This is a genomic window from Lacihabitans lacunae (assembly GCF_042649125.1).
Lineage (GTDB): Bacteria > Bacteroidota > Bacteroidia > Cytophagales > Spirosomataceae > Leadbetterella > Leadbetterella lacunae.
On record NZ_JBHRYQ010000001.1, the window covers coordinates 3,280,943 to 3,295,629 of the forward strand.

Annotated in this window: 12 protein-coding genes; 8 read left to right on the forward strand and 4 right to left on the reverse strand. The window is 39.3% G+C overall.

The window, feature by feature from the left end; genetic code table 11:
* Positions 1–42 precede the first annotated feature (42 nt).
* Complete coding sequence (locus ACFOOI_RS14275; protein ID WP_379838674.1) at positions 43–1,674, reverse strand: DUF1501 domain-containing protein; 1,632 nt, start codon at positions 1,672–1,674, stop codon at positions 43–45.
* Between the two features lie 7 nt (positions 1,675–1,681).
* Entirely contained in the window at positions 1,682–3,232 is a 1,551-nt protein-coding gene (locus tag ACFOOI_RS14280) for a DUF1800 domain-containing protein (RefSeq protein ID WP_379838675.1), read from the reverse strand.
* Positions 3,233–3,437: 205 nt separating this feature from the next.
* Here ACFOOI_RS14280 and ACFOOI_RS14285 point away from each other — a divergent pair, with 205 nt between their 5' ends.
* Complete coding sequence (locus ACFOOI_RS14285) at positions 3,438–4,130, forward strand: 3-keto-disaccharide hydrolase (RefSeq protein WP_379838676.1); 693 nt, start codon at positions 3,438–3,440, stop codon at positions 4,128–4,130.
* A gap of 227 nt (positions 4,131–4,357) precedes the next feature.
* Here ACFOOI_RS14285 and ACFOOI_RS14290 read toward each other — a convergent pair whose 3' ends face one another.
* Positions 4,358–4,846, reverse strand: coding sequence for a methylated-DNA--[protein]-cysteine S-methyltransferase (locus ACFOOI_RS14290; RefSeq protein ID WP_379838677.1), 489 nt, complete (start codon positions 4,844–4,846; stop codon positions 4,358–4,360).
* A gap of 70 nt (positions 4,847–4,916) precedes the next feature.
* Between ACFOOI_RS14290 and ACFOOI_RS14295 the strand changes: the two genes are divergently transcribed.
* Together ACFOOI_RS14295 and ACFOOI_RS14300 are read left to right on the forward strand one after the other, a co-directional pair.
* On the forward strand, positions 4,917–6,206 hold the full coding sequence (locus tag ACFOOI_RS14295; RefSeq protein WP_379838678.1) for a UDP-N-acetylmuramoyl-tripeptide--D-alanyl-D-alanine ligase: 1,290 nt from the start codon (positions 4,917–4,919) through the stop codon (positions 6,204–6,206).
* A 122-nt stretch (positions 6,207–6,328) separates the two neighbouring features.
* Positions 6,329–6,781 carry an SRPBCC family protein gene (locus tag ACFOOI_RS14300; protein WP_379838679.1) on the forward strand — a complete coding sequence of 151 codons (453 nt, stop codon included), beginning with the start codon at positions 6,329–6,331 and terminating at the stop codon, positions 6,779–6,781.
* Positions 6,782–6,850: 69 nt separating this feature from the next.
* On the opposite strand, the gene ACFOOI_RS14305 is transcribed toward ACFOOI_RS14300, so the two are convergent.
* Positions 6,851–8,302, reverse strand: a complete 1,452-nt coding sequence (locus tag ACFOOI_RS14305; RefSeq protein WP_379838680.1) for a UDP-N-acetylmuramoyl-L-alanyl-D-glutamate--2,6-diaminopimelate ligase — start codon at positions 8,300–8,302, stop codon at positions 6,851–6,853.
* 161 nt (positions 8,303–8,463) lie between these two features.
* Here ACFOOI_RS14305 and ACFOOI_RS14310 point away from each other — a divergent pair, with 161 nt between their 5' ends.
* The 5 genes from ACFOOI_RS14310 to ACFOOI_RS14330 all read left to right on the forward strand — a co-directional run bounded on the left by ACFOOI_RS14310 (position 8,464) and on the right by ACFOOI_RS14330 (position 14,566).
* Positions 8,464–9,684: an MFS transporter gene (locus ACFOOI_RS14310; RefSeq protein ID WP_379838682.1), complete on the forward strand. Its 1,221-nt coding sequence runs from the start codon at positions 8,464–8,466 to the stop codon at positions 9,682–9,684.
* A gap of 139 nt (positions 9,685–9,823) precedes the next feature.
* Positions 9,824–10,486 carry an ABC transporter ATP-binding protein gene (locus ACFOOI_RS14315; RefSeq protein WP_379838683.1) on the forward strand — a complete coding sequence of 221 codons (663 nt, stop codon included), beginning with the start codon at positions 9,824–9,826 and terminating at the stop codon, positions 10,484–10,486.
* Between the two features lie 15 nt (positions 10,487–10,501).
* The gene (locus ACFOOI_RS14320) at positions 10,502–11,806 is read left to right on the forward strand and encodes a TolC family protein (protein ID WP_379838684.1); all 1,305 of its coding nucleotides are present in this window, start codon (positions 10,502–10,504) and stop codon (positions 11,804–11,806) included.
* Between the two features lie 106 nt (positions 11,807–11,912).
* The gene (locus ACFOOI_RS14325; protein WP_379838686.1) at positions 11,913–13,244 is read left to right on the forward strand and encodes a sigma-54-dependent transcriptional regulator; all 1,332 of its coding nucleotides are present in this window, start codon (positions 11,913–11,915) and stop codon (positions 13,242–13,244) included.
* Positions 13,241–14,566 (forward strand): sensor histidine kinase, encoded by a 1,326-nt coding sequence (locus ACFOOI_RS14330; protein WP_379838688.1) that lies wholly within the window; start codon positions 13,241–13,243, stop codon positions 14,564–14,566. Before ACFOOI_RS14325 ends, ACFOOI_RS14330 begins: the two co-directional genes overlap by 4 nt.
* The last annotated feature ends 121 nt before the right edge of the window (positions 14,567–14,687 follow it).

Below are 14,687 nucleotides of genomic sequence, written 5' to 3' on the forward strand. Positions count from 1 at the left end.
TTCTGCTAACGAAAAATAGTCAACTATGTTATTTTGAGTATATTAATTTACTTTTAAGACTTTCAAAAAGTGATAGCGGTTGTTTACTTTTATAGTAAGCAAATACAGACCCGGGCCGCCTTTAAACTCTAAAAACACATTGTGCAAACCGGCTCTGTATGATTTTTTATGAATAACCCCAAAAGACTGCCCACCTACAAAGCTCTGAGAAATGGTCACATCTCCCGGAAAATAGAGCGTCATATTCATAAAACCCGCTGAGTTATCAACCGGATTGGGATAAACCACAAATACGTCTTGCTCCGTAATGTTTTTTGGATTCTCAGGGTTATTTGGAGCGTTTATATCTGCATTAGTAGGCGGAATAACAGGCGGTGGCGGCAGGGTAACATCAGGAACTGTGGTTTTTAAAAAGCCCCGTTGTTCCACATATGCGAACTTAGACCCCAGCACTTTTTGTGCAAACTCGGGCGTCTGCTCAAACCAGTTCACCATGAGTTCGTAGTATATACTCCGAAAGTCTGTAGAGAACCTTAGATTTTGATGATCTCTGAAAGGCAAAAAGGCAAAGTGCCCGCCAAAAATCTCGCCTTTTACTTTTTTCCCAAAAGCAAACATTACACTCGATGTACCGTGATCGGTACCTTGGCTGCCGTTTTCATACGGCCTTCTACCAAACTCTGAGGCAGTTATGCCCACAACTTTGTCTGCATGACCAAGTGCCTCTATATCAGACTGAAACGAACTTACGGCTTCGCTGAGTTCTGCCAATAGCCTTCCATGTACTCCGTCGATAGTACCTTGGTTGGCGTGCGTGTCATAACCCAAAACCTCCACATAATACACTTTCGACTTTAGGCCTCCATTTATAAGCCTAGCCACCAATTTCAGCTGATTAGAAAGACTTTTATTGGAGTAATTTTCTATGTTTTTACCTTTATCAAAGGCCGTTTTTATAACTTTAGAATACTCGTTTACTTGAATCCCAACTTCGTTTATATAAGCAAACTCGTCTTGGTAATATGTAGAGCCGCCTACATTAATTCGGTCGCTTTCTACATTTTTGGCTTGGTCAAACAGCTCCTCGGCATTTTCTAAGACAATAGACTTTTCGGTGGTTTCGCCCATAAACATAAGCGAAGGATTTTGACCTATCTGAATACAATACGGGCTCTCGGGTTTATCAAAGTTTCGGTATTTATCAAAATACCGCCCTAACCATCCTGTGTTTAGGGTCTGTGTGTCATTGCCGGGCACCACGCCACTCAGCCAAATGTCAGTTGATCTAAAATGCGAATAATTTGGATTTTCGTAGCCAACCCCATGTATAATCGATAGTTTTCCTTCGTTAAACAAACCCAACATTCCGTTTTTAACTCCCAATTTAAGATTGGGGTGCATGGCCATCCCGAGCTCTTTGCTGATAGGAAAAACCGATTTCTGTGGAATATTAAGCGTGGGTCTATACAGTGTATAATACGATTCCCACTCATAAGGCGTAATGGTGTTCATGCCGTCGTTTCCACCCATGAGCTGAATTATCACCACAATATTGTCATTTTCAGCATATCCTTGAGCCGGCTGGAAGCCACTCACGTGCATTTTGTCTAGCTTAAGGTTGGTGACCACCCCTAAGCCCATGGCCGACTGCTGAATAAAATTTCTCCTCTTCATATTTTTTTTAAAAAAGATAAAAGTCAGGTGCCTTTATAATGGCATTGAACAGTACGCGAATTCGCTGCCCCATCAGGTTGTTGTTTTTTGAGATTTCGTACCATTCATAGTCGGGAGCTCCGCCAAGCAACACATTCTCAAACTTCGCTTTTCGGTCGGCATTTAGCGGCCTTGCCAAAAACAGTTCGGTAATTTTTGATGTCAAAGTATGCACATCGCCATAATCTTTAAATTTAGCAGCCCATGCCCCAAACTGTTCGTCTTTGGTGCCGGAAAGAATTTCTCTCAAATAAAAAATAGTTTGAGGCAGTGTTTTGGTCGAAATCCAAGTGCGGTGACCTTTCCACCCTGACACGTTTGGCGGCCCAAAGGGCTCTAGGCCAAGAGTACTCATAATATTACGGGTATACATGTCTACATAAGGAAAATGACTCGTAATACCGATTATGGTTTCGGCAGGTGACTTTATCTGAACCCCCACATTGAGGTCATCAAAAAAGTGTTGACTTAGCAATAAGGTACGCACAGCCGGTTTAAGCTCAAAGTTGTTTTTCACCAACACATCCGCAAGGTCGGCTATTACTTTTTGGTCTCCCTTATCAGGACTCGCATATACAAAATATCGATATAGCTTATCTGCCAAAAACTTAGAAGCTACAGCTCCTTTTTTATTAAAAATGGTTTGTATAAGCTTGTTTACAGAATTTTTCTTTACGTTTTCTTCGTTGATTTCATAATCTACTGCAAAAACTTCGCCCATAAAAAGCTTAGCGTTTTTATCAAATTTATTGATATTAAACTTGGCTTTATAGGGTTGACTTTCGTCTGCATACATGCTTACCTCCCACCCTGTCAGAATCTTCGCTGCTTCTTTTATGTCTTGTTCGGTATAATTTCCTATCCCAAGCGAAAACAGCTCCATCAGCTCACGGGCATAGTTTTCGTTTGGCGACTCACTCACGTTTTCGTTTCCGTTTAGATACAAAAGCATGGCCCCGTCGAGCGTAGTTTTTTCTAATAATGTTTTAAAATTCCCTAAATGGTTTTTACGGTAAAGGTCATTTTGAAGATAGACCGATATAGCCGGAAAGCCGTTACAATTGTGAAAGGAGGTAGTCAAAAATCCATGCCAAAAGAGCACCATTTTCTCTAAAATACTTTGTTTGTCTTGTTGCATAACGCCTACCCACCAAGCCCCAAGGTCAAGGTTATAGTCTCCCCTAAGTTTACCCAGGGTGTCAGCCTGATCTTGTTTGGCTTTTTCACTTAGGTTTCCGGGGTTTTTAACCGTAAAACTTGCAAAAAATGGCGGTGTTGGAGAGGTGTTTTTAAAGGGAGATTCGAGCATATAGTCTACCAAACTAGCGGGCGACTTGCCTTCAAATTTGTCAATGAGCGTTTGATCCACAGAAAAACTACTGCGTCTCAAAAGATGTATAACTTCAAGTCGGCTGAGTGGTTTTGTGTTCTCAGCTATTCCCGTAGCTAAATGTTGTCTTTCTGACTCGGTTTTTGTAAAAATACTCTTAAAGAATCCCTCTCTGCTGATTGGCTCCATTCTAGTTTTCTAAAATCTATGCTAATAATGACGTAATTTAAGAGTTTTTGCTTAAAAATAAGATTAAATTTTGCTTAGGAAATGGAAATCTCTCGGCTATTTATCTCCAAAAAAACACCTTTTGGCACTTAGCCCGTAATTGTATTTGGCAATGAAACAATTAAGTGTAAATTTGAAAAAAATAGAAACCTTAATTTATCTAAAAATGAAAAACCTTACAGTAAGCTGCCTGCTACTTTTAATGTCAACGGCGGTTTTTGCTCAAAAATCAAAATGGCAAAAACTCACAGATGGCAAAACTTTTACAAACTGGCATATATATAACCACGCTGGCGAACAAGTTAACTCCAAATGGAAAATAGTAGACGGAGCGTTTGTTTTTGACCCAAATGGCAAAAGTGATTATAAAGTAAATGATTTGGTTTCGGACAAGGCGTACGAAAACTTTGAGCTAGAGTTAGAATGGAAAATAGAAGAAGGTGGTAACTCTGGGATTTTTTACGGCGTATTTGAAGACCCAAAATACGGAACGCCCTATCTGACAAGTCCTGAAATACAGGTACTTGACGATCAAAACCACCCTGACGCCAAACAAGGAAAAAATGGAAACCGAAGAGCAGGTTCACTTTATGACATGATTCCGTCGGCCAATGTAGCTAAACCCTATGGTGAGTGGAACAAAGTAAAAATCAAGAAGCAAAATAACGAGGTAACGGTTTGGCAAAATGGCAAATTAGCCGTTAAATATCCTACCACGGGCCCACAGTGGGAATCTATGGTGGCAGATAGTAAATTTAAAACATGGGAAGGCTTTGGTAAATATCCGAATGGAAAAATAGGCCTTCAAGACCATGGAAACGAAGTTGCTTTTAAAAATATCAGAATCAGAGAATTGTAAATTAGAGAACACGAATATGAAACCTCTCGATCTCAAAATCGGGAGGTTTTTTTTGTTATAACCCGATTTGTGCATTAGAAAATCTATTACGACCTTAAATAGCTGCAAATCAGTACGTAAACCCCCTTAAATTTAATTACCATAGCGGTGCTATGCTAATTAAATTTAAGTGTCTGATTTATTGCAATTTAAGCTCTCATAACGAAGTCCTAATGCACAAACCGGGTTTAAAACAAAGTCATTACGCCGTTGGCCACTTTATTTTCTAAGTCGAGAAGTAATCTTTTATTATTTAATCCACCTGCATAACCGGTTAAGCTGCCATTTGTACCTATTACTCTGTGACACGGAATCACTATCGCTATCGGGTTTTTGCCATTGGCTGACGCCGCCGCTCGTATCACCTTTGGGTCTCCTAGCGAATTTGCCATGTCTGCATACGAACATGTAGCTCCGTATGGAATGGTGAGCAGCGTGTTCCACACTTTTTTCTGAAAATCTGTGCCGTCGGGGTTTAAAATCAGCTCGAATTCCTGGAGCTTACCCATTAAATATTTTTCTAACTGAATGACCGCATCTTTCAGTATGGGCGGTGTTTCAGGCGAATTTTCTTCTATATTTTTCACAAACGAAATGGTCTTAACAGATACATCGTCGGTCTCTATTTTAAGAATGGTGTTTTCTACTTGCACAAAAGCGTGATATGGGGCACTCATATTTTTTTTGGAATAACTATAACGAAATTAAGTAAAAACATAGAACTTTGGTGCCACAATAATAAGCAATATGCAAATAGAGGGATTATACGAGATATTTAGAAATAGCACAGGAATAACTACTGACACTCGCAAAATAGGCAAAGGACAGGTGTTTTTTGCACTAAAGGGCGATAAATTTAATGCTAACAATTTTGCCGAGCAGGCTCTGGCACAAGGTGCCGCCTATGCCGTAGTAGACGAAATAGAGCACGCCCAAAACCCGCAGTGCATATTGGTAGACAATGTGTTAGCTACGCTCCAAACCCTGGCAAACCACCACAGAAAAACCTTTGACATACCCGTAATAGGCTTAACGGGCTCAAACGGAAAAACCACGAATAAAGAACTCCTCATGCGAGTTCTTGGTCAAAAATATAAAGTACACGCTACCAAAGGAAACCTAAATAACCACATCGGAGTGCCGCTTACACTCTTAGAAATGGCCGAAGATACAGAAATAGCAATAATAGAAATGGGGGCAAATCATCAGAAAGAGATTGCGATGCTTTCTGACATTTGTGAGCCTACGCATGGTTTTATAACCAACCTTGGCAAAGCCCACCTGGAAGGGTTTGGCGGGGTAGAAGGTGTTAGAAAAGGAAAAGGAGAGTTATTTGATTTCTTAAAAAAACACAGTAAAATAGCTTTTGTAAACGAAACCGACCCGGCTATTTGTAGCCTTGTAAAAGAGAAAGAAATGGCTCTTGTGGTCTATTTTGGGAAAGACGAATTTGCACTAAAAATGCTTGAAGAAAGCCCCGTGGTCACTTTTCAAACCCCTGACAATGAAGACATTTACACGACGCACATAAGCGGAGGATACAATTTCCAAAATATGCAAACGGCTTTTGCGGTTGGCCGATATTTTGGAGTGCCGCATAATGAGGCTGCACAAGCTTTGGCTGACTACAACCCAGACAACAACCGCTCTCAAGTAATAGAAAAAGGCAGCAATTCATTCTTAATGGATGCCTATAATGCCAATCCATCTTCTATGGCGGCTTCAGTGACGAATTTTGGTAAGCTAAAAACCGACAAGCAAAAAGCCGTGATTTTGGGTGATATGTATGAGCTTGGAGAAGTTACGGAAGAAGAGCACGCTGCCCTCGGCAAATTAGTTTCTGAGCAGAATTTTGATGTAGTGGTGCTTTACGGCGAACACATGAAACACGCCTTGGCTCACTTGCCAAAAGCTTACTATTTCACAGATAAATTTTCAATTCATAACTGGTTGATGGACTCCAAGTTTTCTAACACCTATTTTTTAGTAAAAGGCTCACGAGGTGTTGGCTTAGAAAGCATTTTGGGGGTGATGTGATTCAGGTCTTTTCTTTTTTGGTAAAAACACTGTTTCGTTTTAAAAGTAACCCGTACAAAAACATTTGGCCACTGGCGATGTTCTATATCTGAAGTTTAACTTCTTATAAAGAAAATCACAAAATGAAAAGAATAAAAGTAGAGCAGTTTTTACCGATAAGCATAGAAAAAGCATGGGATTTTTTCTCATCACCAAAAAACCTAAATGAGATTACGCCGCCTGAAATGACCTTTCAGATATTAAACGAAATACCTGAAAAAATGTATGAAGGCCTTATGATCAGCTATAAAGTTTCGCCGATGCTCAATATCCCACTCGACTGGGTTACCGAAATTACCCATGTCAAAGAAAATGAGTTTTTTGTGGATGAACAACGCCTCGGGCCATACAACATTTGGCACCACGAGCACCACTTTAAAGTGGTAGAGGGTGGAGTTTTAATGACAGACATATTGCACTATGACGTAGGCAAATGGATCTTTGGATGGATAGCGAGCAAACTATTTGTAGACGCCAAAGTAAACGGAATTTTTACCTACAGGAAAGCACTCTTAGAAAAGCTATTTCCTGCTTAAATAAAACGAAATAGGCCGAGTTGGATTTTCAACTCGGCCTATTTTTTAATCTATAAAACCTGACTCTATTTACGCCAAAAATGCTTTAAGTAGTTCTTCTCTATCGTCAAAGTGCGACTTTACACCTTTTATGTCTTGGTAGGTTTCGTGGCCTTTTCCGGCAATCAAAATAATATCTTCGGGGTTTGCTATTTCGCAGGCTTTTATAATCGCAGCACGGCGGTCTTCTATCTGCTGCACTTTTCTTCTTTGAGTAATAGAAACTCCCGCTTGCATATCGGCCAAAATATCTTCGGGCTCCTCGTTACGTGGGTTATCAGAGGTTAAAATAACCACATCAGAGTGTTGGCATGCAATCTTAGCCATTAGTGGCCGCTTGCCTTTGTCTCGGTTGCCACCGCAGCCCACCACTGTTATCACTTTTTGGTGACCTTCTTTGAGGTCTTCTATCGTTTCCAACACGTTTTCTAAGGCGTCAGGTGTGTGAGCGTAATCCACTATTCCCACCCGTTGGTCAGGTGCCGCTACTTGCTCAAACCTGCCAGGAGGAGGCGTAAGTTCCGAAAGAACCGTAAGCACATTTTCCGAGTTTTCTCCTAATAATATAGCCGCACCATAAACCGCCAAAAGGTTATATGCGTTAAATTTCCCAATAAGTTTAAACCAAACTTCTTGTCCGTTTACGTCCATTTGAAGGCCAAAAAGCCCACAATCCATTACTTTACCCTTAAAATTTCCGCTATTTTTTAATGAATACGAATATTTGGTAGCCGCGGTATTTTGCAGCATAACTTTGCCGTTTTTGTCGTCGGCATTGGTAAGTGCAAAGGCACTTTTAGGGAGTTTATCAAAAAAACCTTTTTTGGCTTTTATATAATTTTCAAACGTTCCGTGAAAATCGAGGTGGTCTTGTGTAATATTTGTAAATATTCCTCCAGCAAAATGTAGGCCTGTAATTCTGTGCAACTCCACCGAGTGCGAGCTAACCTCCATAAATACATACACGCATCCTTTTTGGTGCATAAGAGCGAGCAGTTCATTAATTTTTACAGAATCTGGCGTAGTATGCGTAGAAGGAATAACTTCGTCTTCTATCTGGTTTTGAACGGTAGAAAGCATCCCGCATTTGTAGCCCAGTTTTCTAAACAAATTAAATAATAAAGTAGCGATTGAGGTTTTTCCGTTAGTACCGGTAACGCCTATTAAGCCCAGTTTTTTAGATGGGTGCTGATAGAAATTTGCTGCACAAAGCCCCATTGACATGGCCGCATTTTCTACTTGTAAATATGTAATGTTAGGCTCAATAATTTCAGGTAATCTTTCACACAAAACTGCGATTGCACCCAATGATATGGCCTTTTCGATAAACAAATGCCCGTCTACCTGTGTTCCGGGAATGGCCACAAATAGCGAATTGGCTTTTACCTGCCTAGAGTCAAACTCAATTTGTTCAATGTTAATATCTGTTTTACCAGATACGGTACGTAAAGGAATGGTATAAAGTATTTCGCTGAGAAGCATATGTATCAAAATTTCTGGTAAAGATAAATGAGTAAATTGATTCCCTTCAATAAGTCTTGAGGAAATTTGAAAATAAACCTCGCGTCTTTAATGTGACTTTTAATTAAAAATAATTCTAAAGAATTATCAAAAGTAAATTTTAAAAGGTTAATTTAGAGATAATGAGTTCAAAAAGTAAAATTTACCACCTGACACTTTTAACATCTGTTTTGGCTTATATGTCCAATACGTTTGTTGGAAACATTCCATATGTGGTTACTGACGCCCCTATCCAAGAGTTTCACTTTTTACCTAAATTTTTCATTGATACAAGTGTAACAATTTTGTTTTTCCAACATCTTGGAATATTCATTGGAGCTATAGTTTTTAGTACTTTTGTTGATAAAAAAGGCCGCCTTTTTATCCTATTCCTTTCTGTTTTTATATACTCGTTCGCTACATTTCTATCCGGAATTGTTGATAATTATTACCAATTTTTGGTGTTGAAGTTTATTATTGGCTTTGGCTTAGCTCCGGAGCTGGGAATAGGAATAGTATTGGTAAGTGAAATTTATAGCCCTAAAAAACGAAGTTTAGTAGTGGCTTTAATAGGGGCAGTAGGATTTATGGCGGTAATAGCTCTTAGTTTTCTTGTAAAAGTTGTCTCTTGGAGAGACTTATATATCGGTGTTGGATTAGGGGGCTTATTAATCATGCTCTTGAGATTCTCAACATTTGAGTCAGATCTTTTCTTAAAAATCAAGAAGGAAAAAACAAAAGAAACCTCACTTAAAAGTATCTTATTCAATAAGAAATTTTTATTTCTATTGTTGTGTGTTTTTCCTATTTATGTTCTTACGGCTATTTCCACTTTTACCGTTTTTGAACTTTCCGAAAACTACCATTTAATAACCGAAAGGGCTACTTTAGCAAAGTTTTTCGCGGGTGGCATTATCCTAGGCTTTGTAGCCATGCCTCTTTTAAGTACATTTCTTAAATCCCGAAAAGTAATAATTCAAATATGTTTAATATCTCTTCTTTGCCTCTCTATATTTTTGTGTTTGCTTTCTGTTTTAAAGCCTAAGGAGCTCATTTATTTAGAGTTTTTCTACTTTCTCATTACCTGCTTTGGTTTCTTCGGCGGCTATTTATTTGAGTTTTTCATTTTTGCCCTCGAACAATTTGGCACCAATACACGTGCAAGTTCTGCTATGTTGCTATTTTCGTTTGGCAGAACCTCCGTTCTAGTGTTTTCTTATTTTATTTCAAAAACCAACGCACTGGTATTTAAAAACTACACCTACACACTTTTTGTGACTGAAATGATAGTATTTGGCATGGCTTTTTGGGCCATATCAAATTTAAAAGAAACCTACAACCGCGACCTCGACTTCGTGGACTAGAGGCTTGTCCATCTTCGTACAAAAACGTCCATTTTCGGACAAAATATTTTACAAAAAAATAGCTAATTATCTGTATATCAAACAAATGACCTTTTGGCACAGTATTAGTTTCTATTGTAACCAAATACATAGAAACAATATGATTGAGTTAACAGGCATAGGAAAATATTACAAACAGGGTTTTGGCAAAACTCATATTTTAAAAAACATAGGTTTAATAATAGATCAGGGAGAGTTTGTGTCTATCATGGGCCCTTCAGGATCTGGAAAATCCACACTTCTTCACATACTTGGGCTGCTCGAAGAGCCCTCAGAAGGCACGTATAATTTATTAGGCGAAAATGTAAATTCGCTTTCAGAAAAGCAACGCACCGAGATCCACCGAAGCACCATCGGCTTTGTATTTCAGGCCTATCACCTCATAGACGAACTCACCGTTTACGAAAACATAGAGACGCCCCTGTTGTACCAAAAAGTTGGTTCTTCGGAGCGAAAAAGTAGAGTTGCTGAATTGCTTGACAGGTTTCAGATCGTAGCCAAAAAAGACCTTTTCCCATCCCAACTATCGGGCGGGCAACAGCAATTGGTAGGCATAGCACGGGCCTTGATAGCTAACCCAAAGGTTATTTTTGCTGACGAACCTACGGGAAACCTTCACTCTGAACAAGCAGACCAAATCATGGAGGTTTTTCAGGAGTTAAACCAAAAAGATGGGGTTACGATAGTGCAAGTAACACATTCAGAAAAAAACGCCGCTTACGGCAATCGTATCATACGCCTGAAAGACGGCTGGTTAGTTTAAACTTTTTTATCAAGCATGAAAGCTATTATCATTTTTATATTATTGTTAATTTCGGGACAACTTATTGCCCAAAACACGTTATCGCTACAAGGCTGTTTAGAAAAAGCCGTGAGCAACAACCCGACTTTTAAAAGAGGTTTTTTGGATGCAGAACTGGCACATACAAACACACTAGCAGCTAAGGCACAAAAACTGCCTCAAACCCAACTTCAGTTTGCACAGGGCATGAACTTCGGACGATCCATTGACAGATTTTCAAACAGTTACATTAATCAACTGTATAACTCGAGCTATGGAAACTTACAAGTGGCAATGCCCATTTACAAGGGTTTTCAAAGACAGTATTTGACCGAAAGTGCTCAGATACTGGAACAAGCCCAAGAGCAAAATATTGCTTCAGAAAAAAACAAATTGACGCTGTTATTATTAAAAGCCTACCTAGATGTGTTAGCACAGCAAGAGCTTGTTCAAGCCGCAGAAAAACAACTTGAAAACTCAAAATACCAGCTAAGCAGACAAGAGCGTTTTTTGGAAGCGGGCACAGCTGGAAAACAAGAAGTTATTCAGTTTAAAAATCAGGTAGCTGCGGACCAAGGCTCGTTGATAGACGCTGAGACCAATTTAGAAATGGCCCGCTTGGCGATATTTCAGCTAATGAATACCACGCCAGACAACGCCATAAAGTTTGAAAAAATATCGGATAGTGAAATTTTACACACATCCGACACGCAAAACACACTTACACCTGAAAATTATTTGCCTCAGTTTAAAAGTTTCGATTTGCAGTCAAAAAGCCTTGAAAAACAACTGCGAGCAAACAAAGCCGAAAACAAACCGGAACTAAATCTGTATGGAAACTACAGCACATTTTATACCTCCACCAATCCGGAGAACGGTTTCTTCAAGCAGCTAAACGACACCCGAAACGGCTCCGTTTCACTTAATTTGTCCATTCCATTATTCTCAAGATTTGCCACATCGCCACGCTCGCAGCAAATCAGAGTTCAACAAAAAATAGTGGAAAACACACGTGCTGCAAGCAAAAACATACTTAATCAAGAAATAGAAACGGCAAGTCTGATGCTAAAAACACTCGAAAAAAAATATAAAAACGCGACACTTCAAATGAGCCTTTCGCAAGAAAACTTACAGATGATTGAGCGAACGATAGAAGCAGGAACCGTGAACCCTTTAGAATTTGCCTTGGCTCAAACCAACTTAGAAAAAGCCACTGCGAACCAGATTCAAACCAAATATAGATGGGTGCTACAAAACAAAATATTGTCGTTTTACCAAAGTGGAACCTTTGATTTATTGTAAAAAAACATCGCTCAGTTAAACGAATAATCAACCGTGTATCATTTCTATTTTAATATAAACGGTCTATTTTCTATCTTTAATTTTTAAAAAAACTACCGAGAATTTAATGGAAGGCAAGAATATACTAATAGTAGACGACGATGTGGATATTCTGAATGCAGCAAAAATGATTTTGAAAAGACATTTTCAAAAGGTAGATATTGAGAAAAACCCGGCTAAGATTCCATTTTTACTCAACAACTTCGAGTTTGACCTCATACTGCTAGACATGAATTTTAGCAGAGACGTAAACACCGGCGACGAAGGATTTTACTGGTTAGATTTCATTTTAGACCAAAAACCCACGCAAAACGTAATCCTTTTTACGGCATTCGGCGATATAGAAATGGCCGTAAGGGCGATTAAAAACGGAGCCCGAGATTTCATTCTTAAACCGTGGCAAAACGATAAGTTGCTCGAAACGCTTGGTGCGGTTTTTTCAAAAAATGACACCAAAACTGAGCCCATCGAAGAAGAGCCGAAGTCGCTCATAATTGGCGAATCAGACCAAATGAAAGAGGTACTAGCATTGATCAATCAAGTAGCTGCTACGGATGCCAATATTTTACTTTTGGGAGAAAACGGAACAGGTAAAGACCTAATAGCCAAAGAAATACACAGAATATCAGATAGAAGCCAAAAGCCATTTGTTCATGCAGACCTCGGGGCTGTAAGCGAAACCTTATTTGAGTCGGAGCTGTTCGGACATTCTAAAGGAGCCTTTACCGACGCCCGAGAAGAAAGAAAAGGGCGTTTTCAAGAAGCAGATAAAGGAACCCTGTTTTTAGATGAAATTGGGAATGTGCCCCTAACGCTACAAAACAAACTTTTGTTTGCCCTCCAAAACCGCACCGTAGTAAAAGTAGGAACCAACACCCCCGTAGGATTTGACGCCCGACTAATCTGTGCCACTAACGAGGCAATCTATGAGCGAGTGGCCGAAAAAACATTTAGACAAGACCTTCTTTTTAGAATTAATACGATAGAAATAAACCTTCCTCCACTTCGAGACAGAGGATCGGATATTTTGTTATTAGCTACTCATTTTTTAGAAATATATAACCAAAAGTATAACCGCAAAATAAAGGGACTAAGTGCCGGGCTACAGAAAAAACTTATGGCTTATCCATGGCCAGGCAATGTGCGTGAGCTACAACACGTGATAGAGCGTGCCGTAATAATCACCCAAAAACCACAACTATCTGAAGAGGATTTTAATATCCGAAAACCAGCAGGCAGCGAGGTTTTTCCGGTAGAAACTATGCAAATAGACGAGCTTGAAAAACAGCTGATTATCAAGACATTGAAAAAATTTAATGGAAACATAACCGAGGCCTCAAAAGAAATGGGAATAAGCAGGCAGGCTCTTTACAGAAGAATAGAAAAATTTAACTTATGAAAAACTTTGGCGTAAGTATTTTATTAAGAATATCGCTGATTTTACTTTTGGCCTTAGGAACCACCTATTTTTTTACTCAAAAATATTACGCATTTTCTTTCTCTATTTTTATAGTATTCCTGATTTCGGGTTACACGCTCTTCCATTATGTAACCTCACTAAACCGCAAAATGAAGCGACTATTTGAGTCTATTCAATACCAAGATTTTGCGATAACATTTAAGGCCGACAACAAAATGGGTAAGAGTTTTAAAGACCTCAACTCTGACCTCAACGCCGTTATTTCGAGTTTTAATCAGGTTAGGTCCGAACGCGAAGCAACGCTCCATTTTATCAACGCCATTATTCAGCAAATAAACGTAGGCATAGTGTCTTACAATACACTCGGCGAAGTGGAAATAAGCAACCAAACCGCCAACAAACTTCTGCGGGTGTATCGACTAAAAAACATCAACGACCTCAAAGCCGAACAACCTCACATATTTGAAGTATTGGAGTCGCTAAAACCCGGGGAGTCACGTCTGCTAACCTTAGAAGACAACGACCTCTCGTTTTCTATCACCGAAATTCAGATGCGTGGCCGCAGAATAAGGCTACTTGCGATACACAACATTCGCTCCGAACTGCAAATCAAAGAGTTAGAAGCGTGGCAAAACCTTACAAAGGTACTTAGACATGAAATAATGAACTCGGTAACGCCGATAGTTTCGCTTGCCGAAACCATGCGAGACATTGTAAATGATGAAATAAAACCCACTACAGCCACAGAAATAGAATCTGTAAACGACCTCAAAGAGGCCCTTGTAACCGTACAAAAACGCGGCCTCGGCATCATGAAATTTGTGAATGCTTATCGCGAGTTTACGTCTATTCCTTTACCCTCAAAAACACACATAGAAGTCACAGATTTGCTCAAAAGAGTGGAGGGAATTTTTGCCCCAAAAGTAGCCGAAGGAAACATAAAACTTAGCTTTGACTACGATGCGGACTTTGAAATATTCATAGATCAAGACCAGCTAGAACAAGTACTAATCAATATCATCAAAAATGCTTTTGAGGCAAACTACACTTGTGACTCTCCTGAGATATCGGTAAGAAGTAAACTCAAAAACGGAATTAAAACGATAGAGATATTAGACAACGGCACCGGAGTACCCCTTGACATACGCGAGAAAATATTCATTCCGTTTTTTACCAGCAAAAAACTCGGCTCGGGTATTGGCTTAAGTCTATCGAGACAAATTATGGCACTCAACGATGCCAAGATTAACTATCAGTCTATCAGCCCACAAGGCACTGCATTTATACTAGAATTTATCTAATTCTATCCGCTCAAAAACGGACAAAGAATGTCCGAAAGTGGACAAAAAAAAATAATCAATATTTTACAATTACCTTATTATTAGCACTTTGTGAGTTTGGCACGAAAAAGGCATTACATAT

Coding starts and splice junctions, on each gene's coding strand:
- ACFOOI_RS14325 (WP_379838686.1), top strand. CDS start 11,913: ATGGAAGGCAAGAATATACTAATAGTAGACGACGATGTGGATATTCTG.
- ACFOOI_RS14300 (WP_379838679.1), top strand. CDS start 6,329: ATGAAAAGAATAAAAGTAGAGCAGTTTTTACCGATAAGCATAGAAAAA.
- ACFOOI_RS14285 (WP_379838676.1), top strand. CDS start 3,438: ATGAAAAACCTTACAGTAAGCTGCCTGCTACTTTTAATGTCAACGGCG.
- ACFOOI_RS14330 (WP_379838688.1), top strand. CDS start 13,241: ATGAAAAACTTTGGCGTAAGTATTTTATTAAGAATATCGCTGATTTTA.
- ACFOOI_RS14315 (WP_379838683.1), top strand. CDS start 9,824: ATGATTGAGTTAACAGGCATAGGAAAATATTACAAACAGGGTTTTGGC.
- ACFOOI_RS14290 (WP_379838677.1), bottom strand. CDS start 4,846: ATGAGTGCCCCATATCACGCTTTTGTGCAAGTAGAAAACACCATTCTT.
- ACFOOI_RS14305 (WP_379838680.1), bottom strand. CDS start 8,302: ATGCTTCTCAGCGAAATACTTTATACCATTCCTTTACGTACCGTATCT.
- ACFOOI_RS14295 (WP_379838678.1), top strand. CDS start 4,917: ATGCAAATAGAGGGATTATACGAGATATTTAGAAATAGCACAGGAATA.
- ACFOOI_RS14320 (WP_379838684.1), top strand. CDS start 10,502: ATGAAAGCTATTATCATTTTTATATTATTGTTAATTTCGGGACAACTT.
- ACFOOI_RS14310 (WP_379838682.1), top strand. CDS start 8,464: ATGAGTTCAAAAAGTAAAATTTACCACCTGACACTTTTAACATCTGTT.
- ACFOOI_RS14275 (WP_379838674.1), bottom strand. CDS start 1,674: ATGAAGAGGAGAAATTTTATTCAGCAGTCGGCCATGGGCTTAGGGGTG.
- ACFOOI_RS14280 (WP_379838675.1), bottom strand. CDS start 3,232: ATGGAGCCAATCAGCAGAGAGGGATTCTTTAAGAGTATTTTTACAAAA.